This window comes from Alicyclobacillus sp. TC, assembly GCF_016804365.1.
Taxonomy (GTDB): Bacteria; Bacillota; Bacilli; order Alicyclobacillales; family Alicyclobacillaceae; genus Alicyclobacillus_I; species Alicyclobacillus_I tolerans.
The window spans coordinates 56,037-79,110 of the sequence record NZ_CP044435.1 but is presented as its reverse complement, the minus strand read 5'-3'; the positions used below and the strand labels follow the sequence as shown (position 1 = coordinate 79,110).

The window sequence follows — 23,074 nt, the reverse complement described above, 5'->3', positions numbered from 1 at the left end:
AGGCTTCTTTACCGCCCGATGCTGCGCAACCAGGAACGTAGCACCGACCTCCCTGATGGTTGCCAGGTCAGTACTCTCGTGCTTCTTGGCCTCCGCTACTCCGCCTGACTTCTTCGCCTCCACTACTCCACCCATCCTTCACTTCTTCGCTCTCGCTACTCCATGACGGCAGGCTTCTTGGCTTCGGCTACTCCGACCAGGTTTCTTGGTTTTGGCTACTCCACACTTCCTGACCTGTATGAGATGTAGGAAGGGAAAATCTCATACTTAGGCAGGTTTGCTTACAATGTATCATTACGTTTCTGTCAATTCAACCGATAGGCTATGCAGGAACTGTTATCTTTTGACCTCCTCCCCATGCCTAAAGGCAGGGGATTCCAACCATCACTAGTTGGCTTTCCTGCTTCGTTGAGGTTTGCCTTCTCGTTGGCTGTTGAGCTTTCGAGCGGGTCTTATCGCCTCTCCACAGGCTAACACCGCAAGCCCTGCGGCTAAGATGTTTTGAGCGGCGTTCACATCTCTGTCGTGATGTTCCCCGCATTCTGGACATGTCCACTGTCTAACGCTGAGTGGCATCTTCGGCATGATATGTCCGCAATCAAAACACCGTTTGCTGGAGGGGTAGAATTTGTCGATTTTGACGACCGTTCTACCGTACCATTCAGCCTTATATTCGAGTTGACGTACAAACTCGCCCCATCCTACATCTGCAATGGATTTTGCAAGGTGGTGATTGCGAATTATGTTCTTTACCTGCAAACTCTCTACGGCGATCACTTGGTTCTCGTTTATCAACCGTGTGCTGAGTTTATGCAGGAAGTCTTGACGACGATCCGCAATCTTGGCGTGAATACGTGCAACTTTAAGACGTTCTTTGTCTCTGTTTTTGGAACCTTTCTGCTTCTTTGCAAGTCGGCGTTGCGCTTTGGCAAGACGTTTTTCGTCTTTACGGAAGTAACGTGGATTGCCAAACTTCTGACCTGTCGAAAGAATGACGGAATCGGTCAACCCAAGATCGATACCCACTTGGCTGTCACAAACAGGTGCTTGAGGAATTTCCTCATCTACAAGGATCGAGATGTGGTATCGGTCTGCCGCATCTCGGCTCACCGTGACGGATGAAGGAGAGCCTGTAAACCGCCTTGACCAGCGAATGTTCAGTGGTTCGGACATTTTCGCAAGCGTGATGCTCTCTCCATCCCATTTGAAAGCAGATGATGCAAAGGTAACCGATTGTTTACCATGCTTCTTGTGAAATTGCGGATATTCTCCTCGGCCTTCAAAAAAGTTGATGAACGCACGATCAAGATGCCGCAACGCCTGTTGGAGCGCGACGCTGGAAACTTCATTGAGCCACACCGTCTCTGGTTGCCGTTTCAAGACCGTCATTTGAGCAGACAAATCCTTATAGTACAGACGTTTGCCCGTCTGGTAGTACGCATCGGTTTTGAGACGTAATCCCCAATTATAGACGTAGCGAACACAGCCAAACGTCTTGGCTAGAATTTGCTGTTGTTCTTCTGTTGGGTAGAAGCGGAATTTATAGGCTCTCTGTGTCATGGTTACATTATATATCGTCTTGTGTAAGAACTAAAAGACTTTCGCCTCACGGCGAGTGCCTTATATCCCCATAGCTAAAGCAAGGGGTTTTACGGCGCATTTGATAATAAAACACATTTATTCATACCTAAATGCCATATAGTATGTTTTAACGCATATAATTTGCGTATTTATGTTTTTGTGATCTATAAAACATACTACAGTAACTCTAAGTATGTTTATAATATGTTTAAAGTATCATTTTATTCCCCCATTGATAATTTGTATGCTTTATTGTAATTTAATGCTACCTACAGTATTACTGAATATGTTTGAAGGAGCTGGCAGTGGTGATTATTGGACTCGACGTTGGCAATGGAAGTATAGGAATGGGAATTCACGATAATGGCAGCGTGCTTTATAATCTGATGCCTTCCGTTTATGGACGATTCGATAGTACACACGAAGTGCTGTCTGTATCCGGTAAATCTAAACAGCTACCAGATGTATTTACTTTGGGGTCGGAATCCTTTGTGCTTGGATACGAAAACATCCGCACCGTCCATAGTACTCCTATTGGGGCGTACGATCGTGAAAATCGATTTGAAAGTACTCAATTTGAAACACTCAGTAAATTGTCTTTGCTTGATGCTGCCACTCGTAATGGAAAGACGGGCGTACTAGAAGTTGATTTGGTTTTTGGAACACCCGCCGAAGACTATACCGCAAGGACAAAAGAAATTGTCCATCAGTGGTTCTCCACACCCGTAACTGGCGCAAAAAACGGTCAACAAGTTGTGATTATGGTTAAACGAATTGAAATCACTCCACAGCCGTTTGCTGTATTCATTGACGCTTATGTAACAGAAGATGGCTTCGTCGATAAAGAGGAAATGGAAACGGAAGATATTCTTGTCATCGACAGTGGCTCGGGAACGCTCGATTTAAGTGAAATCCATCGTTTAGAACTTTCCAAGCAGAGTTCGATTCCAGCAGGCCTTAACGATGTATATCAACATATTTTAGAATCAATACAGCAACGGGAACCCAAAGTTTATGCAACGACCTATGATTTAGAACATCAATTACGTGCTCAAGATGGCTCATCTCAGTTCCAATTTGAATATGGACGTGTAAAAATGGACATTACAAAATTCCGAGATCAAGCTATGCGACAAGTTTGGGATCGCATGCAGCAAGGAATACAACAGCGCTATCCGGACAGGTCAATTTTCAAAAGAGTACTCTTAGCTGGCGGTTCGGGAGACGCATTTCGAAATTACTTTGTGAAATGGATGCCTACTATCGAAATTATGCCTGAACCTCAACTGTCTGTCGCACGTGGATTGATGAAATACGGCATATTGAAGTTTGGTGATACTCATGACAACTAAACGTTTCGTGTTTTCCTACGATGACGAATATGATGCAGATATATCAGCTATGCTAGAAAGCACTCCAAAACGACGTCAGTCCGAACGAGTCCGACAACTCTTACGGGCAGGCATGGAAGCTGAACAAAAGAACAACTCTCTTTCACATCCTGTGAGTTCTTCATCATCCAATACTCAGCGCCCGGAGAAGAAACGCCCTTCAATCCCTCCGATACAACCATTGTAACTAACAAGGAGCCGCTTGGCTCCTCCTTTCACCCTTTGCCACGTTCCATCTCATTCAGTCGGCACACAACCTCCTTCATTCGACACAGGATTCATGGGGTTTTTTATAGAATCATCAGCGAGGAGGTGGTGTAATACGTGACACATAACGATTCTTATAACCAATTTTCTTCTAGTGATATCGCAGAAATGATGGGTTTGGAAAGCGTTACGGTAAGGAAGTATGCTATTGCTCTTGAAAACGCAGGTTATGTATTTGTTCGTTCAAAAAACACTCCAACAGGGCATAGAAAATATTCCGAACAAGACGCTATGATATTCCAGCAATTAAAAACGCTTCGAGATAACAGCGGTTTATCCGTTGAAAAAGCAGCTGAAGTTGTAGTTGCCAAGCATTTCAATAGATTAAAAACGTCCGAAAGCATAGCACTTTCAAATAAAGAAGAAAAAACACTCGAATTTTATCGTTTTGAAGAACGTTATTCTGACTTATTAGAGAAAATAAATACTCTACCTACAATTCTCGATGAAATATCAGCTATACGTAGAGAAAACGAAGAAATCAAGCAACTACTTACAGATAGAGATAAAATCTTGATGCAAACGCTTCGTCAAATGCAAGAAAACGCTACGGAAGCAGAGCGGAATGAACACAAAAAAGGTTTTTTAGGGTTCTTCCGCTCCAGGAAAAACTAGATTTTATGATATTTTGATTCAATTAAAAAACGCTATCCATGTTTTGTTTGCTTGATCATTCAATATACCCGGCAACTCCAGCCACATATCTTTCGTTTTATGGTACGCCACAGGTGTAGCCAAGAATTGAGGATCATAGAAAATCTTTTGTGAGGGCAGAGGATCGACAGAAAATCCTTCGGTTTTCCACGCTTTCTCTGCAATGACCTGGTCACATCCTACCCAAACTACGGCCGGTTCCGGCTTCAGTTTTGGCCAAACCGCTGCGTACTGTTGGATGGCAAAGCCTTCAAACGGTGACAGATACACGACATTCTCGGCATCCACCTTCGTGGGTAGATCTTTGACGTACATCTCTCGTTCTTTCACGGGAATAAGCTTATCGCTCACATTTTGCGGCGTTTTCTTGATGACCACATTGGAAACAGGCGTTGGCTTGCTCCCGCAGCCAGTGATCATTCCAAGACCGATAAGGGATATACTGAAACCTATGAACCATTTGGACTTCATCTTACAACACTCCTCTATTGGACTTTAATTCTACGCTACCACAGGCGTGAACTTCACTTTGACTCAATCCGCAGCTTTTTGATGGCCGCCTGCAAATGGCGGCCCGTTGGTTAATACGTTTCATGAAGTTGGAAATAGGAGCCCAGATTCCCACCTAGCCAAGGATGGAGAATCGTAAAACTTGCTGAAGCTGTAGCAATTTGATTGTCTGAACTTTTAGCCCAGAACTGCACGGTATACGTCCCATTCGCAAGGTACTGAAACCACTCTGTCCAATCGCCCGATGTGTTCCCTTCCAAATAGCCTGTAGCTGCGTCATACGTCAGCGGAATTTCAAATGGCATGGTAAAGTCGATGGGCATGCCCCCTGGAACATCTGACCTAAAGGTCAACCCTTGCACAGTGACGTGGGCGGAAACGATATCTGGTCGACTTGGTTTAGCTTTGAACATCAGCATCTCTCCCGCCCAAAAATCACTTTCGGGCCGAATCATGCTTGGGTTGTTGATCTGCATGTACGAGTTATAGTCATCCAGGTTTTTCTGCCAACTTGGTGTGTGATAAACCTCTGCATCCGATAGCGTCAACGGCACCTGCGACCATGTGACCTGCACTGAATTGCTCGCTGCATCCTGCTGACCGTTTTGCGTATTGATCAAGTACGCTTCAAACGTATCGGTTTGTGCAGAGTTTTCCGTCCACTGACCCGTCCAATTCGTTGCACCAGGTGTGCTCGTGCCTACCACCTGATTCGTGGTGATATCCACTACTTTGATCACATCTTGACTACCTGCACCGTTTGGTGCGGTTACAGAAAGAGTGGTTGGATCTCCTGCACTTAGTGCAGTAGGCGAAGCCGATAAATCCAAAACATGCTGTAACCACGTGATGCTTTGTACTGTAGATGTCGCTGCCACGTTTTGTGCCGTGGTCGTGACGCTAAAGGCTTGTTGTTCATAGATCGGTTGACTGTGATTTTCTTGCAAAACGTACTCCGTCCAGTGATACGTTCCAACAGCACCACTAAACCATCCTTGAGGTAGTTGAGTCAGATACCCCGTTGTCATCCATGCAGACGGTGTATTGGGAACCAGAATTTGTCCATTCATCGTAAGAATTTGCAAGTCTGCTCTGGCAGGATTATTAACAGCACTATAAAATCCATTGGTATTCATCGCCTCAATAATGACTTGATGTTCTCCTGCTGATAAATTGACATTGACTGAAGAAGTATTGGGAGCATTCAAATATCCAGCTGAATACCCATTTTGTAATACAGGTTGTCCATCAATATAAACTGCTTCAAAGTCGTCCGCAGTTGTTGGCACAGACACTTGTACTTCTTGGCTGGATGTCAAGTGGAAAGTGGACTCAAAAAATTCTGTTCCATTCGGAACATCCTCTTGATTGCTGGACCAAAAACCATAACCCTCCCCATTCGCCACCGCTTGATAAGGAAACAACGATTGAGGAATATAACTTGGCATAGACTGAAACGACCAATATGGAAAGTATTGATTGCCTGTACCCAGTTGAATTTGTACACCACTCCACTCAGCAGTCCAGTTGATCGCGCCATTATACCCACTGTTATAAACCCACCCAAATGCAAGGCTTGTTGTACCAGAAGGCGGCGTCCAATGCACACTTTGATCTCCAGGCGAATCAAATGTTGCCTGGATATTATCTATTCCAATCTGTTGACCACTACTATTGAATGCTTTGATAAAAGGATTCGAATAATATGTGCCTCCGTTGTACCCAAACATATTGGTTTCCAAAGAGGCTGAAACAGACGATATGGTTTGTCCGGAAGGAGCAAAATACATATGTTCGGCATACTCACCTGTCTGTAAATTCACCTCTTGGTTCCACGGTGTATCTTCTGAAAACCCTGGATTAGGCGTTTCTTGCGGTATATTGCTTAGAATTTGATGACTATTACTGATAAAATTCATAGGCGCCGTAGAAACTAGAGCCGTAATCGAACTCGAACCATTGACATCAGTTGGCGCTGGATAAGAAACTGAACCCGACCAGGGATTGTACTCATAAATACCATTTCCATCTGTCCCTACCCAAACGGTACCTTTTGGACCAATCGTCATGGAAATAGCGTCCGCACCTTGCGACGTTACCGCACTTGCACCACTTTGATTTTCATTCCAGGCATACAACTGATAGTTGTTATACGCTCCGTTATAGATAGTTCCACCTATCCCAGTTATGGCCTCAATACCCCAATCTGCACTGGCATTTGAAACTGTTGTCCAATTCGATCCAAGCGCTGAAATATACCCAATGCCACCATAGGTGTAACTTCCTGCATATATACGATTCAAAGTCGGATCATAATAGATTGGCCCATCTCCATGTTCATTACCAGCACTTATCCAATTAGAGCCATTCCAATAGGCTACTTCTCCATTAGAGTCACTGGCGTACATCACATTATTTTCAAAATCATAGGCCAAACTGACAACTTGATTGGTTGCTTCCAAACCAATTGGCCCGCCACCAGGTAGTGTTGGGATATTCGACCACGTTGTCCCATTCCAAACACCCACGCCTTCATAGGTAGACGCCCACATATCTCCTGTAGATGTGTCGTAAGCCAAAGCCTGAATAGGAACACCCGTCCCCAGGGACTATCAACATCTATCCATTGAGATCCATTCCAATACGCAGCTCCGTTCGAGGTGCCTGCCCATACCTGATTCGTCACTGGATCATATGCGAGTGCCAAAATTTGACCCTGACCATTCGGATCTCCTACATCTACCCAAGTCGAACCATTCCAATAGGCCACGCCATGGTTGGAGGTACCCGCCCAAACTTCTCCTTGATCGCCTACATTGATCGTTTCACCACTAGCAGGTACGTTCATATTTGGTACGGTAGGATTGCTCGGCTGAACCACTTGTGCCACATATTGATCCGTCAGTGGCGTGGTATACATCTGTGTTGTGACCAGTGACGTTTGGCCGGGTTGACCTGTTGCGATGACCTGGCCTGTCGTTTGATTCTCTATATCGAGAACGTACCCACTTGGCAAGTCCTGTGCCGTTGCTGTCAATGTGCTGGTTTGACCTGTAGGCAAATAGGCCGGATTCACCGTCAGTGTGACGCCGTACCAATCCACGGCCACCATATTTGAGGAAGCATAAGCTCCACCATCCGAAGTATCCGAACTGATGTAGGCTATGAACTGATCCGTTTGCGGTGTCGGTTCCGTGACTGTCGTCGTATAGGGTGTCGAGTTGCTATATCCCACCACCTGACCTGTGCTGACGTTATAGAGCACCAGAAAATCACCGTTTGGAACATTCTCTCCCGTCACGGTTAAGGTCGTGGTCTGACCTGACGGCAATTGTTGCGGGTTAGCCGATAAACTCAATGAACTCCACACCACTGTTTGCGTATTGGAAGGACTGCCTACATTTTCATAGCTGTCGGATATCTGCGCCACAAACTGTTCGGTTTCTGGTACACCACTACTGTATGGAGCCGTCAATGTGGATGACGTACCACTCGCTACAACTTGTCCGGTTGAAGCATCGTAGATGGTGAGTGCATAGCCGTTTGGGATCGCTTCGCTCGATGTCGCCGTTAATGTCGTGCTCTGTCCTGTAGCCAGAAACTTCGGCTCTGCCGTAAGCGTGACATTGCCCGTCCAAGCGTTCACCCAGTCTACTTTCACCGTTGCGCTGGTTAAGGCATTTCCAGCATCATCATAGACCGTGGCCGTATATTCGACCGCGATGGTTTGCCCCTCCGGCGGACTTTCCGTCTCCCGGTAACTCTCTGTTGCATTGGTTTGGCCTTTCACGTCCCACATATCCGATCCATTACCATCGGGTACCACACTGACGGTATCATTCGCCCCCAGGTTTTCCACGGTATACGTGAGGGTACTCGGTTGCCCAGGCTGCATCGAGGTTGGACTAGCCGTTAGGGTAATCGTCGGCATCTGACTTGTCCAGGTATCCGTCGTGGTCGCTTGAGCGAGTGGTTGCCCTGACTTGCTATACACTGTGGCCGTATAGTCCACCACCGTTTTTTGCCCGTTTTCTGGATTCTCCACTTCGGTATAGTTGGCAAAAGAAGCCGTATCTCTCGTTTCACTCCACATATCTTGCCCACCTGTACCTTTGACCACCACATAGTCGCCAGAACCCAAGTTTTGCGTTTGGTAACTCACCTGAATGGGTTGACCCGTTGTGGTTTGCGCGGGTGAAGACATGCTGATACTCGGCACAGAGCTGGTCCAGGTGACTGTCACAGATGCTGTAGACTCAGCTTGACCTTCGGCGTTATAAACCGTCGCTGTATACGTCACTACTGTCGAATTCCCGTTCTCTGGAAATTCCATTTCATCATAAGCTCCAAAGGCAGAAGTGCTGCCTGTCACATGCCATTCGTCCGTTCCATTCCCCACGGCTGTGACATCTACGGTATCCCCTTGCGCCATATTGCTGACGCTGTACGAGATGTAAGATGTGTTCCCGCTGGTGGTACGAAGCGGGCTCGCTCCCATCGTAATGCTTGGTAGCGCAGCCGCCCGCCAAGTGATCGTGCCGGACTCTGCGGTAGCCAATACCGCTCCCTCTGCGTTTTCTACGTAGGCAATATAGGTCACATAGATGGATTGACCGGGAGCTGGATGCTCTGTTTCAACATACGATCCACTGGCACTGGTATCGTAGCTGTTATTCCAGGTATCTGTGCCGTCTCCAGCAGATAAGATAACGACATGATAAGATGGTTCCCAGTTGGTGACGGTATAAGAGATGGTCGCACTCTGTCCACCGTTCAAATATTCACTTTGCGACGGAGACAGGCTAATCGACGGCGGTGGTGGCGGTGGGGAGGTTGGTACATAACCGCTTGTCCATTGAACTTGTACCGGACTCGACTCCGCTAAAACTTGCCCCGTGTTGAAATTGATCAACTCTGCTACATAGCTCACCGTTTGTGCAGTGTTATCTGTGGCTTGCGCGGAACCGGATGTCGTATAGCTATCTGCCTCATTTTGACCACTCAAAGTGTGATCTCCCGACTCATCCATGATGGCCACATAGTCCATGTTGTTGTTCATTTCCGCATTCGACATACCCGTCACATTGTAAGTCAAGGTACTGGACTGCCCTGTCGGCAACGATGTGGGAGACGCAGACAGCGTGATCCCGATACCGCCCCCTCCTCCACCTGTCGGCGTACCACCACCACTGTTTGTAACCGTAAATGTGGTTGTAGCTGGCGCAGCCGCCAAACGGTGCACGGCGTCTTTGGTATAGAAGTACGCTGTGTAGTTGCCAGCAGGCAATGCGTTCGCTTGAAAACTTTCGGTCAGAGTCCCATAAGCTCCGCTCTCCTCTGCCATCTGTGACGCATGCTCATATCCACTGCCGACAACCCATGTGGCTTGACCCGTACTGTTGTTGACGATTTCAACAGCGTCATAGTGGTGCTGATAACTGCCATTGTTGACATTTTGCTGCGACGTTACGCTGATATAAAGGGGATCGTTGGTATAGATCGTGCCTGGCTGCGCGGAAGGATCGGATACCGTGATGCTTTCCGCCGTGGGAGGTGCGGAAGGGATAACCGTATACTGACTGGACAAGATCTCGTTCCCCTCGGCATCATACTGCCCAGTTGGCGTGTTGTAGACGGTCATAGACCCGCCCGAAGTCATGACCACTGTGGCGAGATCGACGAGATCGTAATTTTGAAAATTCGATTTATCGTTAGCCTCCGTATTTCCACCATGCGATTGAATATAACTTTGGACATAGTTGATGTTTCCATCCAATCTGGAAACCCAAGAGTTAATGTCATAAGTATTCGAACCTAACCCACCAATCATGGGGTAGCCATCATTAAATGTTGTGCCTTCAATATTGATATCCGGAATCTGCCAGTTCCCTTGAGCATCTCCAGGGACATCCGCGTGTGCTACAAAAGCATGCACTGTGGCATGACTTAGCCCTGACTCAGTTCCTGGACTTTCAATCGTCATAGTTGCCCCACCATCAATTTGCGTCTGGTTTTGCTGATTCAGCACCAGATTCCCGTATTGAAAGCTGGATGGGTAAAAGGTGTAGGCCAACGCTTTTTCCGTCATAAAGGCAGTCAAGGCCACAACCGCCAGACCTGTTGCGCCGAGCGTGATCCACCATTTTTTGCGTTTCTCCACAGCATACGCTCCTTTGGACTTGTTTCTTTGAGCGTAGCATACGGAAGGTCTTATTAATCATCATTATTTCGTCATTTTTTGTGTTCTCCAGGAAGAATGTGCTACAAACAGTCAAATCAAAAATCATTGACCCATTCCCATTTTTTCTTTTGTAGAGAAGAACTATTGCAGAAATATTTTATAAGTCATATGCTAAAGATAATAAAAGCGGAAGGGCGAGGCTGGCTAGAACCAGCCCTTCCGCCGGGACGTTAAGAGCGGCGATTACGGGTGGTGTCCCTGCCGCTCTTTCGTGTTTTTCCCTTTGAATGCCGCTTGATCCTTCGTGTAGATGCCCATTGTACCAAAGCAGTACATAGACCTATGACAGAAGTGATCAAACCAATCCAAGAGTTGAACACATTCACGTCCCTCACCCCCTTTCTCGCGGGAGTGAAGGCGGAAGTTCCGCACCTTCCATCTGCCATTCTACCAAAAAAGCCCTACACTCGTAGGGCGGTTCTTATACTATGTTCAGTTAAATAGACAACCCACTAGGCAAATCAGAGGCTGACTGCATTCCTAATGTATCTAATACATAAAGAGGCATCAAGGTAGTCTTGTTAGCTGGTATTCCCGTTGTATCTCCAAATGCATTTTCGTCCAACGAATTCAGTCCTATCGAAAATCCTACGCCTGGTTGGAAAGGTACACTAAATGTTTTTCCACCGTAATCACCAGCACCATTTGGTCCTCCTTGATATCCGTAGGCCCAGTTTCCGTAATTAACACCCCATGCCACATTCGTCAAACTTCCTTCAGTGTTGGGTAACGTCAACAACCAATCGTTCCCCGACTTTTGCAGCGTCACCTCGTCGTAAAACTTCGCATCTTCCGTCAATACAGCCTCATAGTCCGCTAAGGTATAAGGCGACTGCGCATTCACTTCGTCCGCATACGCCACATAATAGCAAGTTAACGGCATATGCAATTCATAGGCTCCATCAGGCAACACTTTATATCCATTCAACCACCACTGGAGATTTGACAGTACTGTTTGCGCTTGGCTTGGTGTTAAGGTTTGGTTGGCACTCGTAACCCCTGTATTGTCGTAGAGACCATTGATCTCTCCCCAATCGAACGGATTCGTCGAAGCCGTATACTGTATACTGAACCAATGAAAAGATGGGGCAGTTTCCCCATAACCTTGAGCCTCATACCCAATCGCGTGAGATGCCCAATCAGACAGGTAATTGGCAACATCTCCTGCTGTGACGGGCGCAGTAGCACTTGGCATCACTCCAGCTTCGCTCATCGTTGGATGCGTATACACATCCCACGTTTTGGCGTCAAACATCGCCCACATCTGGTCCGCCATCAATTGCTGGGTCACCACGTTGCTATTGACCGTTGGACTACTTCCTGTACCTGACGGTGTTGTCATGTTCCACATCGTACCGTTCCATGTAGCTGTGATCCCTACACGTTTCATCACTTGCATGATGTAGTAGATGGGGGCATACGTCGTCTCTACGCCGCTGTATGGATCGGGTGCAACCAGACGTGGTGCATACTCCACAATCGTCCCATTCAATGCTATCGCCAACCGCCCACTGTTGAGACTTTGATTCGCTGGTGGATTGGAGACATCAGGTGCAAGACTATACGTATTCGGAACCGTCAACGACCAAATATAGCTGTCTCCGTTCCAACTCGCTTGAAATCCCAACTTTTGCATGGCCTCATCCAGATAATAAACGGGCAACCAACTGGTACTGTCTCCAGCCCACGGGTCATTGGCGATCAGGTGTACCGCATTCATCACTGAACTGTTGTTCAATGCGATTTCTGTGTTAGCACGCGCATATGTGTCCGCCATAGCACTGGGGGTTGCCCATAAAGATAGAGTGGATAGTGTCGCGAGTGCTGCCGTTATGCCTACGATGCTTTTTTTCACATGGGTCAGTCCCTTCGATGTTCTTGCCCAAATTGTACCAAGTTAGGGAAGCCTTCAACGGCTTTCCAAACACATTTTTGAAAAGCAAGCCGCACCAGTCTAACCAAGGCGGCTGTTTGTGTTGAACTATCTCGTATAAGCCGAATCGTGATTCGGATGGAGAGAAAAAATCATCCATATTGAAAGCTGGATGGGTAAAAGGTGTAGGCCAACGCTTTTTCCGTCATAAAGGCAGTCAAGGCCACAACCGCCAGACCTGTTGCGCCGAGCGTGATCCACCATTTTTTGCGTTTCTCCACAGCATACGCTCCTTTGGACTTGTTTCTTTGAGCGTAGCATACGGAAGGTCTTATTAATCATCATTATTTCGTCATTTTTTGTGTTCTCCAGGAAGAATGTGCAACAAACAGTCAAATCAAAAATCATTGACCCATTCCCATTTTTTCTTTTGTAGAGAAGAACTATTGCAGAAATATCTTATAAGTCATATGCTAAAGATAATAAAAGCGGAAGGGCGAGGCTGGCTAGAACCAGCCCTTCCGCCGGAGTGCTAGGAACGGGGATTAGGTTGGACGCCATCCCCGTTTTCGCCTGTCTCCTTTTCCTGCATCTTCTTGACCGTCTGCCATTCAATCCACGCTTTGCACGTGTTTAGGATGGCAACTATCAAGTTGCAGAAAGATTCAACAACACGAAACATGTCCATAGGCACCCCTCACCCCCTTTCTCGCGGGAGTGAAGGCGGAAGTTCCGCACCTTCCATGTGTCATCCTATCAAAAAAGCCCTACACTCGTAGGGCGGTTCTTATACTATGTTCAGTTAAATAGACAACCCACTAGGCAAATCAGAGGCTGACTGCATTCCTAATGTATCTAATACATAAAGAGGCATCAAGGTAGTCTTGTTAGCTGGTATTCCAAATTCATCACCAAAGCCGTTTTCATTTAGTGAATGGATACCTATGGCAAAACCTCCGCCAGGCTGAAAAGATACCGTGAGGGTCTTACCTCCTTGATCCCCTGTATCATTTGGTCCTCCTTCATAGCCATAGATGTTGTTACCGTCATAAGCTACGGCCCATGCCACATTTGTCGGACTTCCTTCGGTGTTGGGTAACGTCAACAACCAATCGTTCCCCGACTTTTGCAGCGTCACCTCGTCGTAAAACTTCGCATCTTCCGTCAATACAGCCTCATAGTCCGCTAAGGTATAAGGCGACTGCGCATTCACTTCGTCCGCATACGCCACATAATAGCAAGTTAACGGCATATGCAATTCATAGGCTCCATCAGGCAACACTTTATATCCATTCAACCACCACTGGAGATTTGACAGTACTGTTTGCGTTTGGCTTGGTGTTAAGGTTTGGTTGGCACTCGTAACCCCTGTATTGTCGTAGAGACCATTGATCTCTCCCCAATCGAACGGATTCGTCGAAGCCGTATACTGTATACTGAACCAATGAAAAGATGGGGCAGTTTCCCCATAACCTTGAGCCTCATACCCAATCGCGTGAGATGCCCAATCAGACAGGTAATTGGCAACATCTCCTGCTGTGACGGGCGCAGTAGCACTTGGCATCACTCCAGCTTCGCTCATCGTTGGATGCGTATACACATCCCACGTTTTGGCGTCAAACATCGCCCACATCTGGTCCGCCATCAATTGCTGGGTCACCACGTTGCTATTGACCGTTGGACTACTTCCTGTACCTGACGGTGTTGTCATGTTCCACATCGTACCGTTCCATGTAGCTGTGATCCCTACACGTTTCATCACTTGCATGATGTAGTAGATGGGGGCATACGTCGTCTCTACGCCGCTGTATGGATCGGGTGCAACCAGACGTGGTGCATACTCCACAATCGTCCCATTCAATGCTATCGCCAACCGCCCACTGTTGAGACTTTGATTCGCTGGTGGATTGGAGACATCAGGTGCAAGACTATACGTATTCGGAACCGTCAACGACCAAATATAGCTGTCTCCGTTCCAACTCGCTTGAAATCCCAACTTTTGCATGGCCTCATCCAGATAATAAACGGGCAACCAACTGGTACTGTCTCCAGCCCACGGGTCATTGGCGATCAGATGTACCGCATTCATCACTGAACTGTTGTTCAATGCGATTTCTGTGTTAGCACGCGCATATGTGTCCGCCATGGCACTTGGTGTTGCCCATAAAGATAAAGTGGATAGTGTAGCAAGTGCTGCCGTTATACCTACGATGCTTTTTTTCACATGGGTCAGTCCCTTCGATGTTCTTGCCCAAATTGTACCAAGTTAGGGAAGCCTTCAACGACTTTCCAAACACATTTTTGAAAAGCAAGCCGCCCCAGTCTAACCAAGGCGGCTGTTTGTGTTGAACTATCTCGTATAAGCCGAATCGTGATTCGGATGGAGAGACAAAAAAATCATCCATTCCTCTCGTCGATATACGATAGCACGATGCTCTTTTGTCACTCGAATGGTAAAAATATCTCGACCATCAGGGCCTTTTTTAGACAGGATTTTTTCCCATCTCAATCCCTGATCAGAGTATATTTGTTGCCAAGTCATTTGACGGATTTTTTTTAAAGTCCGAAGCACATCAAGTTGTTGTTGTTTCTCAAGTGAAAGCCAGTGTTCCTGGAAAACTTCATTATTCAAATCCAGTCTAACACTCATCGTCGTTTTGTACCTGCTTTCCCAACTCTTCTAAATCAGTCTCTTTAGGCTCATGATGTTCAGCCCATTCAATAGCTCTTTTTAAATCTTCAGATACATCCGGTTCGAATAACCATTCTTCACTCTTTGGTATAAAAGTACCTTCTTTTAACTGTAAAATCCCATCACCCATATCGATGACACTGAATGTTTTACCCGCATATTTTTTCCCAATGGAAATTTGCCCATTTGAATTAACCAAACGCAAACTTTCTTGCTGCATGTCAGGCATCCCCTGTTATTAATTTTGTAATTTATTATATTCATAAATAACACCCTTGTATACTTGCGTATTTCACAAAAAAAAAGACAGAAGCATGTTGAGCATCATCGCTTCCGTCTCACCTATCTTTGACTCAACGAATTTTCCTTTCACATCTCACCGTGGTAGCTTTCCACAACAGGTACCGCTTCGGTAATCGCTGGTACACCCGGCGCGTGGCTTGGGATGGTAAATTGCACCACTGCCAGGATCGACGGAGCTGATACAGGCATATCCACCCCATCAGTGGTATCCACGATCGTAGTCGGGAAGGCCGTCACATCGCTCCAGTCAAAATACGATACCGTCAGAATTTTCGGGGCCACGGTCAGCAGGGTGTTGGGATACGGTTGTAGTGTGGTTGGATTCAAGTCTAAATTTTCCGCCAACGACTGTTCAAACGTGGCTAGTGCAGCCGTTTGATCAAACACAGGCTCACCTGCTGCTACACTAGCCTCTGTCACATCCAGCGTAGCATCGTGATCGGCCAATCGCATGGCAGTTTCAATGCGTGTGTACGCGATTTCCTGCGTGGTCATGTTGAGCACTTGAATATGCGTCATCCCGTAGAGTACGACAAGAAACGTCACCATGAGTATCCACTTCATGAGATGGCCTCGCTATCCACCGTTTCAGAAGCTGTCAACTGCAAAGCATTGGACGCACTACTTGAAAAGAGGCTGATCTGACTCGGTATCGAGATCGTCAGACTCATGGGAGAGCCGACTGTAGTAAACGTGGTTGTCCCTTGCACCAGCACATCCTGGGGCGGATAACCAAGCGTATCCGCCACTGTCGATTGAATGGTATCCAGATCGGAGCTGGTGAACTCCCCCTTGATTTTCGCCTCGGAGAGGGCTGTATAGACGGCGGATTGGAGATACTGCTCTCTCACACCATTGATCATGTCCATATACGGCTGATAGTTCCAAGAAAGGACGATGATCGAAAGCAAAATTACAATGAGGATATTTCTCAACCCAAAGCTCACCAGCTCCGCCCTCCCTACTCGTTACGATACACTGTACGTTTGTTCCGCTTTGGTTAATTGTTGTCCCGCATAATTTTGCGCGCTGGATTGTTGGTTGTTACTCCAGGCCATATAGCCTACTACCATGACTAAACCTGCCGCCAACCCAATTAACCCATACAACAACCATCGACTGACAGAACCCATGATTTCCTCTCCTCCATCATCTTGTCGCCAAATTTTGCTGCGTGATGTGTACCAAACTCTGACCTGCACTCGTGCTGGCGCTTTGCTTTTCTGCAGCAACCCCACTCACCACATTCGAGAGAACGGGTAATATCACCGCTAAAAGCAAAAGCAAACCCAAAATTGCCCGCCTGGTGACAGACACTTGCCCCCCTCCTTTCCGGCTAACTTAAACATATCAAATGGAATCACTTTTTTATCATCAACATTTCGTCATTTTTGAATCCGTCATTTCATGGCTGACTGCAAGATATGTGAGGTATAAATCTGCACCAACACATTGATGTCCCGATCAAGTGCCAGCAGCCCCATCATCACTAAACCCGTCGCCAACAAAGATCTCGCACTGATCTTGGCCTTAAAGTCGGCCTTGCGATCGGCCTGAAAGCTCTCATAGTTCGCTTGGAACACATCCAGCGCCACCTTCGCGCCGCCCTCTTCCATTTGCCACAGCATATCGGTCAGCGTTTTGGCCTGCTTCGTACCGACTTCTTCCGCAAACCGTTCCAGCGAGGCTTTGGGGTTTTCCACATATGTCAGCAAACAACGTTGTAAAAACGGAGCCAGACGAGGCACGCGCGGCCATTGGCGGCGCAATAAATCATAGACACTGACCGGACGATCCTGAAACACCAACACTGCTTGATACAACAAACGGTAGAGCAGATACACACTCCGATTGCGTTTTTTCGTAGCCTGCTTCTGAAGCAAAAGAAGCAAAGAGTGCATGGGAAAACCTTTATGCGGATCCGTCAACACCACAAAGAACAGCGGTGGCAATACGCCCCATAGTTGTCGATGCCAAACCTGAAACCCTGCCCAAACGAGTAGAAACGCCACGATCATCCAGCGCAACATCCGATAGGTGGAAACTTTCCAGGGAATATCGGCGGCATAAAATAACGTTTGCAGTTCGCTCTCCTCGGATCGGGATCGCATCTTGGCTCTGGCTGCGTACAACCTTCCCATCACACGCGCGCGGAACCGTATCCGTTCCGATTCGGTCTGGACACCCGACACAAAGAAAAAGACTGCCGGTATCACGCCAAGCGCTAAAACCCACCAGGCTCCCATCATTATTCGCCTCCTACAAATCCTGCTTGGGACGAAAGAAGATAATCCCAATCGCAAACGATCCCAACGTGGCAAAGAGTGTCAGTACAAACCACCGCAAACCTTCACGAGTCGCAAATTGGTCATAGAGGATATGGTGTGAGAGTTTCAGTTGCAAGATGGCCAGGATGAGCGGCCAGAGCAAAAACGGCACAATGGCAATGAGGAGGTTGTCCGAACTGACCCACTTCTCGTCCTTTCTGGCATCTTCGATGAACTGAAGCTCTTTGCGAGTCATGGCCAATGACATCTCCACATCGAGTTGATCGAGAAAGGCGTGCTCCAAATCGTTCGCCAGTTGCAGTGCCCAAGTCGTGGACATCTCCTCGGAAAATCGACGCAGCGCGCGTCTGGCTTCTTCGGGCGTAGTATAGTTGGCCAACCGATCTGTCAGTCGAAACAAGGCCCGGCGAATGGGACGATCCGGCAAGATTTTGACCGTGGCTTCGAGCGCATGCATCATACTGTGATCGTGCTTGCGATACTCCGCCAACAGCGTATCGAGCAATGTTGAGATTTCATAACTGTTTTGTACGCCAATTTGGTACCGCCTCACCTGTAACCATAGATAGGGCAGTCCCGTGACCAAAAGTCCAGCCATCAGTGCAAAAGCGAAACTTTGTACACCCACCAGACAAAAGAGAAAAGTCAATCCTCCGATACTGCCCGACGTGATGAGAAACCTTGGTACCACTGGATCTTTCGGACGTTTTCGCACGGTATAAATCAGCGTTTCCAGATGATGATTCACCCCATGTAACCATGTCTCTTGTTCCCGATCAGGAAGTGTGCGTTTTTGGAATCCTCCATGCACTCGCAGCAACTGCCGATGACCGAACCCGTAATACATCCTGCGCAATCGTTCGATGGTATCTTGGCGCAGTGAACGAAAGAGGATCAAAAACCCTGCGACTGCCAGAGCGTACCAAAATCCTTGCAACGCCAGATTGAGCACACGGTAGATCACCTTTTCCCACCTCCGATGGAAAGACGCCGGACGCTGGTCTCTTCCATCGGGAAGGCCGACGCCAGTGCTGCAAACTCGCTCTCAAACGCCTGGAGCAGTTGGGGCTGTACTTTTTGTCGCAGCCTGGTGAGTAATTGAGGCGGTATCTCATCATGAAACGTCCAGGTCTCGCTTGGCTTGTGGTAACGCATCCAGGGTGTCACTGTAAAGCTTTCTGTGTCCGGATCATAGTCATACGCATGAACTTCGAGGACGCGTTTTTTTCCCTGCTCATCCTCCCCCATCACGATGACCACATCGACACTTTGAGCCGCACGAATGTAGGCTGAACGAAAGTCCAGATTGGCTTGTCCTTCAAGCATCAAGTGCGCCAGTTCCAAAGGAATATTCGCTACATACTGCCCGTGATAACTGCCCAGCCAGCCGTCCGCTCTTTCTCTGGACTGTATGGCCAGCCACACTTCCTGGCTGCGAATCTCTGGAACCAAAATGTAGTGGGCATCCGAGCGTAAAAACGCTGGAAAAAGAGATTCCATACCATCCAACTCAGACCTCAGCGCGATGATATGAGCCGCCCTTTCGGGGAAGTCACGTCGAAGGTGCGCTTCAAACGTGCCCCGTTCCACCGTCAGTACATCGAGATTGGGATCACGGGCTCCGTAGATGACCTTCAAAAATGTGGTCTTGCCCGAACGTCTATGCCCCGTCGTCAACATGGAGAGCATCAGGCGACTCAGTTGTTTCCACCACTCCACGCTCTCGGCAGGAATCGTCCCCATCTTCGCCTCCTCTTCAAAACTGTAGGTGCGAAAGAGGTATTGGCGGAAAACCAGTGCCAGGGTTTCGGATAAAGGCGGCGTAAAGATGGTCACGCGTGTCCCGTTCAACATATCCACTTGCGTCCAGTTCTGTTTGTGATTCACCTGGGTCGACGGATCTTTCAGGGTCAGCGTACGCACCAGTTTTTCAACTTGCTCGATGGAATCAAAGCGATACGGTTGCAGTTCCTTCGTGTTTTTCCCAGGAACACCAAACAGGATATCGACGCCATTGACCATGGCAGACTCCGTCGGATCTCGAAACCATGCGGCCATCGGCCCGAACCCGTACAAGTGCTCAAAAATTGCTTCTTCCAAGCTTCGATAGTAAGACGGATATTGGGTACGGCGATACACCGGCTCAGCTCGTAAAAAATCGCGAATCTGCTGAAAAAAATAGTGTTTCGCTGCCGCGTCCCCGACCATCGCCTGATGCTTTCTGGCCAAAAACGTCTCATCATCCTGACCCTTGGCCCCTCTTTGCAACAGCTGCGCATCCATATACGCCGAAAACGCGGCGAGCGCCTTATCAAAGGGGATATCCCCAAACATGCGCACTTGCTGTTCTTGCACAGCTTGCAGGTATTGATCGGCTCGAAAGGGGTGTTCGGGTAAAAGCGATTCTATCGTTTTCATTTCACCACCCGCTCTCTTTTGGTATCGATAACGGAAGTCACAATGGTTTCCAGAGCTTTTTTCGTGCGTCGATCATCGAGAAAATACTGAATGGGATCGGGTTGTTGTTCAGCGTACATATCGAACCGATCCTGATAAGCAATCCCTGCGACTGGCAACATCCCTAAGGATTTGGCCAGCACTTCCTGCTTCCCGTACAACTGATTGCCCACCAGCATCCAGTGTTCCGAACTCAATCCCATCGGCTTCAAACAGTAGTCCATCTGCTGAAAGTATTGCTGTTGTGCCGAGAACCGATCACTGGACACACAGTACCGATGTGTCGCCTGACGAATTCCTTCGAGCGCCAGCGCCGTGTTCAGGACACTCCCCACATCCACGATCACGACATCAAACGATCTTTTGGCCACGGACAAGAGGAATTGGACGTCCTCTGGCTGGAATTCCAGCGCATGTAAAGCGTTACGCAAACCCGGTAAATAGGACAGCTTGTGGCTCATCGTCACCATGGCTGTTTGCAGTGTCGTCCCATCTATACGCTTCGTTCTGACGGATGAAAGCACATCGTCCAGTGCATGATCTTGTTCTTTGAGCATCCAAAATCCAGGATTGTAGCCGTTTAACCCGATGACCCCCACATGGCCCCCGTGCATCTCGGTCATGACACGGCCCAAAGCCAAGGCAAGCAAGGTCGTCCCTACACGCGGTACCACGCCCCACAAAGCCAGTACGGGTTGGTCCGAGAGTGTTTGTCCACGCAGCAAGTGAGGAATGTCTCCCGACAAGACCAGCTGTACGTCCTGCGCTCTCGCAAAAGCGTCCAGGACGGGATCTTTTTCCTCAACCAGATAGTAAACTTTCCCTGTTGGATGCTGTTGTCGCCAGGCGTATAGTTCACTTTTGGACACCTTGCGGCTGTCAATGATCACATCCTCGCGCGTCGCACTCAACTCTTCCAATGAGGAGACGAGTTCCATTCCCTGTATGGTTTCTAATTCCCCTAACACTTTCACGACCTTTGCCCTCCTTGAGCACTTCCGGATATCAACAGCTTTTCTCCCTCTGCAATGGCTTGGGCCAATTCGTTGGTTTCACTCGTGGTCAATTTCACATCGACTTCATTCGGTACACCTAAACCGTTCACCGGCGCCCCTACGCCGGAAGGTCCTGTGATCGGTGGTGTGGTGACAACTTCCTGATTGTTCGAGGTATGCACGGACAAAACCAATACGTGTGTCAAACTACTCAAAGTGGGCAAAGTCGTGGGTTTCCCGGTACCAGACCCCATCGTGGACGGTAAAAACGTAAGAGTGACGAAATCTCCCGCACGAAGCGTGGGTGACATAGAAGCAATCCAGGATTCTGCCAGCGGAACATCTCTTGTGCCTGGTGTGATCGTGAAAGGATTCGACTGAATCTCATCCACTGTAATGACTTGCTTAGGACTCAAATGTTCTGAAGTATATAGACCCTCTAACTCCTGCACATTTGAAACAGCTCCTACAGGCACATCCTGACGCGGCATAGACTCTTTCATCCAATCGCTTGGGGATAGCGGTGTATCTGGACTCAAGTCGCTTTTCGCTACCCAAACCGTTTCGCTGTCCAGTTTCGGGGCAACGTAGGCGTTGTACATCATGCTACCTCCGACCCCAATGACAAACAGCAAACCCGCCAATGTATACTTCATGGCTGCGTTCAACGTCGTTCCTCCCATCCCCATTTCACCAGTGGTTCCAAGACATCCAAGTGTTCTTCGACACGAAAAAACCGTCCTTCCCATAACGCCCGTTGCACTTTCTCCGGTGGCAAATAGGGGAGTGTAACGGGTGACTCAAACACGTCTCTAGGTATCCGCACCACACTCGTCCACTTGTTCATGACGGTAATGAGCTTGTCTTTGGCTAACTCACGCAATATCTGATATTTCTCTCCCAAATCCGGCAAAGCCAGATAAGTGGGATCGCAATCAAGCACACACCACACTTGATCGGCGAGAGATAAAAGAGTTTCGTCGAGATCATCGGCATCCACAATCGTCAAACCTTGTTTTACGTACCGCAACACAACCGGAATCCACTTTTCATCCCGAATACTCTTTCCAGGTGGTAATGGAACCAGTTGTACACCTTCCTTGACAAAGGCCTCTCCCTTGCCGTCTTGCGTCCAAAACTTGACCTTGTCTAGTGGCTTTTCTATCTCCAATTGAAAGTACTCCCAAAGACGCGGCCAGGACCTTGGCCCTTCCAGAATCGTCACAACCATCCCCGGTTGTGTTTCCACACAGGTCTTGGCCAAAAGTTGTGCTACTGTCGAGACACCACTTCGAGGCCAAAGTCCCATGACCACCCAAAGCGCGGATGGAGGACGCGGGTTTAGAACAGGCGATTCCGGCACTTTGCGAATCGGCCAACGAAAACGACTTCGTTTCTTCGCTTCTGCTGCTTCCTCCACGATGGTCGGCACCGACGTTGCCTTGGACTCGGGAAGGTATCTCGCTACCTCTTGGGGCGATCGGGGATGTTCCAGCAGGTCTTCCAGTTCTTTGAGCACCATTTCCTCCCCAAAGAAGAGAAAATCATAGACCCGATAGAGACACAGTTGTCGTTTCCACTCCTCTGTCTCTTCCGTCTTACTGCCGACATACACGATGCGTGCACCCGTTTTTTGTACGGTATGCAGTATTTGAAGCAATTCCGCCCGATCTTTGGCTATCCACTCCGAAAGAACCACGGTATCCTCTGGTGTAAAACGAGTTTCCTGTACTTGTTTCGGATAGATCAGCCACTCACTCCCCGAAAAACGGTCCCGTAAATCTACAGGAAACGCCAAATACAACATGCGGTTCACCTCCTA

General features: G+C 48.0%; 21 protein-coding genes. 2 read left to right on the top strand and 19 right to left on the bottom strand.

Annotated features, from left to right (window positions below):
• Positions 1–387: 387 nt before the first annotated feature.
• On the bottom strand, positions 388–1,560 hold the full coding sequence (gene tnpB / locus FY534_RS14215) for an IS200/IS605 family element RNA-guided endonuclease TnpB (protein ID WP_203115686.1): 1,173 nt from the start codon (positions 1,558–1,560) through the stop codon (positions 388–390).
• Positions 1,561–1,889: 329 nt separating this feature from the next.
• Here tnpB and FY534_RS14210 point away from each other — a divergent pair, with 329 nt between their 5' ends.
• The gene (locus tag FY534_RS14210) at positions 1,890–2,933 is read left to right on the top strand and encodes a ParM/StbA family protein (RefSeq protein ID WP_238413771.1); all 1,044 of its coding nucleotides are present in this window, start codon (positions 1,890–1,892) and stop codon (positions 2,931–2,933) included.
• A gap of 363 nt (positions 2,934–3,296) precedes the next feature.
• Positions 3,297–3,854 (top strand): MerR family transcriptional regulator, encoded by a 558-nt coding sequence (locus FY534_RS14205; RefSeq protein ID WP_203115673.1) that lies wholly within the window; start codon positions 3,297–3,299, stop codon positions 3,852–3,854.
• An 18-nt stretch (positions 3,855–3,872) separates the two neighbouring features.
• On the opposite strand, the gene FY534_RS14200 is transcribed toward FY534_RS14205, so the two are convergent.
• The 18 genes from FY534_RS14200 to FY534_RS14120 form a co-directional block, all read right to left on the bottom strand.
• Positions 3,873–4,364, bottom strand: a complete 492-nt coding sequence (locus FY534_RS14200; RefSeq protein ID WP_203115671.1) for a hypothetical protein — start codon at positions 4,362–4,364, stop codon at positions 3,873–3,875.
• Between the two features lie 2,446 nt (positions 4,365–6,810).
• Positions 6,811–10,563 carry an RHS repeat domain-containing protein gene (locus FY534_RS14195; protein ID WP_203115669.1) on the bottom strand — a complete coding sequence of 1,251 codons (3,753 nt, stop codon included), beginning with the start codon at positions 10,561–10,563 and terminating at the stop codon, positions 6,811–6,813.
• Between the two features lie 517 nt (positions 10,564–11,080).
• A complete protein-coding gene (locus FY534_RS14190) occupies positions 11,081–12,499 on the bottom strand; it encodes a hypothetical protein (RefSeq protein ID WP_203115668.1) in 1,419 nt (472 codons plus the stop codon).
• Positions 12,500–12,669: 170 nt separating this feature from the next.
• A complete protein-coding gene (locus tag FY534_RS14905) occupies positions 12,670–12,798 on the bottom strand; it encodes a hypothetical protein (RefSeq protein WP_255567435.1) in 129 nt (42 codons plus the stop codon).
• Positions 12,799–13,049: 251 nt separating this feature from the next.
• Positions 13,050–13,205, bottom strand: coding sequence for a hypothetical protein (locus tag FY534_RS14185; RefSeq protein WP_203115667.1), 156 nt, complete (start codon positions 13,203–13,205; stop codon positions 13,050–13,052).
• A 114-nt stretch (positions 13,206–13,319) separates the two neighbouring features.
• Positions 13,320–14,741: a hypothetical protein gene (locus FY534_RS14180; protein WP_203115666.1), complete on the bottom strand. Its 1,422-nt coding sequence runs from the start codon at positions 14,739–14,741 to the stop codon at positions 13,320–13,322.
• Positions 14,742–14,867: 126 nt separating this feature from the next.
• A complete protein-coding gene (locus tag FY534_RS14175; protein ID WP_203115665.1) occupies positions 14,868–15,167 on the bottom strand; it encodes a hypothetical protein in 300 nt (99 codons plus the stop codon).
• Positions 15,157–15,429, bottom strand: coding sequence for a hypothetical protein (locus FY534_RS14170; RefSeq protein WP_203115664.1), 273 nt, complete (start codon positions 15,427–15,429; stop codon positions 15,157–15,159). The genes FY534_RS14175 and FY534_RS14170 overlap by 11 nt, the downstream gene beginning before the upstream one ends.
• A gap of 149 nt (positions 15,430–15,578) precedes the next feature.
• Positions 15,579–16,076 (bottom strand): hypothetical protein, encoded by a 498-nt coding sequence (locus FY534_RS14165; RefSeq protein ID WP_203115663.1) that lies wholly within the window; start codon positions 16,074–16,076, stop codon positions 15,579–15,581.
• A complete protein-coding gene (locus tag FY534_RS14160) occupies positions 16,073–16,459 on the bottom strand; it encodes a hypothetical protein (protein ID WP_238413770.1) in 387 nt (128 codons plus the stop codon). Before FY534_RS14160 ends, FY534_RS14165 begins: the two co-directional genes overlap by 4 nt.
• A 21-nt stretch (positions 16,460–16,480) precedes the next feature.
• Positions 16,481–16,645, bottom strand: coding sequence for a hypothetical protein (locus tag FY534_RS14155; protein WP_203115662.1), 165 nt, complete (start codon positions 16,643–16,645; stop codon positions 16,481–16,483).
• 16 nt (positions 16,646–16,661) lie between these two features.
• Positions 16,662–16,829: a hypothetical protein gene (locus FY534_RS14150; RefSeq protein WP_165612062.1), complete on the bottom strand. Its 168-nt coding sequence runs from the start codon at positions 16,827–16,829 to the stop codon at positions 16,662–16,664.
• A gap of 83 nt (positions 16,830–16,912) precedes the next feature.
• Positions 16,913–17,761: a hypothetical protein gene (locus tag FY534_RS14145; protein ID WP_203115872.1), complete on the bottom strand. Its 849-nt coding sequence runs from the start codon at positions 17,759–17,761 to the stop codon at positions 16,913–16,915.
• A 10-nt stretch (positions 17,762–17,771) separates the two neighbouring features.
• On the bottom strand, positions 17,772–18,764 hold the full coding sequence (locus FY534_RS14140; RefSeq protein ID WP_203115871.1) for a hypothetical protein: 993 nt from the start codon (positions 18,762–18,764) through the stop codon (positions 17,772–17,774).
• The gene (locus FY534_RS14135; protein ID WP_203115870.1) at positions 18,761–20,218 is read right to left on the bottom strand and encodes an ATPase, T2SS/T4P/T4SS family; all 1,458 of its coding nucleotides are present in this window, start codon (positions 20,216–20,218) and stop codon (positions 18,761–18,763) included. Before FY534_RS14135 ends, FY534_RS14140 begins: the two co-directional genes overlap by 4 nt.
• Entirely contained in the window at positions 20,215–21,231 is a 1,017-nt protein-coding gene (locus FY534_RS14130) for a CpaE/TadZ family protein (RefSeq protein WP_203115869.1), read from the bottom strand. The genes FY534_RS14135 and FY534_RS14130 overlap by 4 nt, the downstream gene beginning before the upstream one ends.
• Positions 21,228–21,920, bottom strand: coding sequence for a CpaB family protein (locus FY534_RS14125; protein WP_203115868.1), 693 nt, complete (start codon positions 21,918–21,920; stop codon positions 21,228–21,230). The genes FY534_RS14130 and FY534_RS14125 overlap by 4 nt, the downstream gene beginning before the upstream one ends.
• Positions 21,917–23,059, bottom strand: a complete 1,143-nt coding sequence (locus FY534_RS14120; RefSeq protein WP_203115867.1) for a hypothetical protein — start codon at positions 23,057–23,059, stop codon at positions 21,917–21,919. The genes FY534_RS14125 and FY534_RS14120 overlap by 4 nt, the downstream gene beginning before the upstream one ends.
• Positions 23,060–23,074 lie beyond the last annotated feature (15 nt).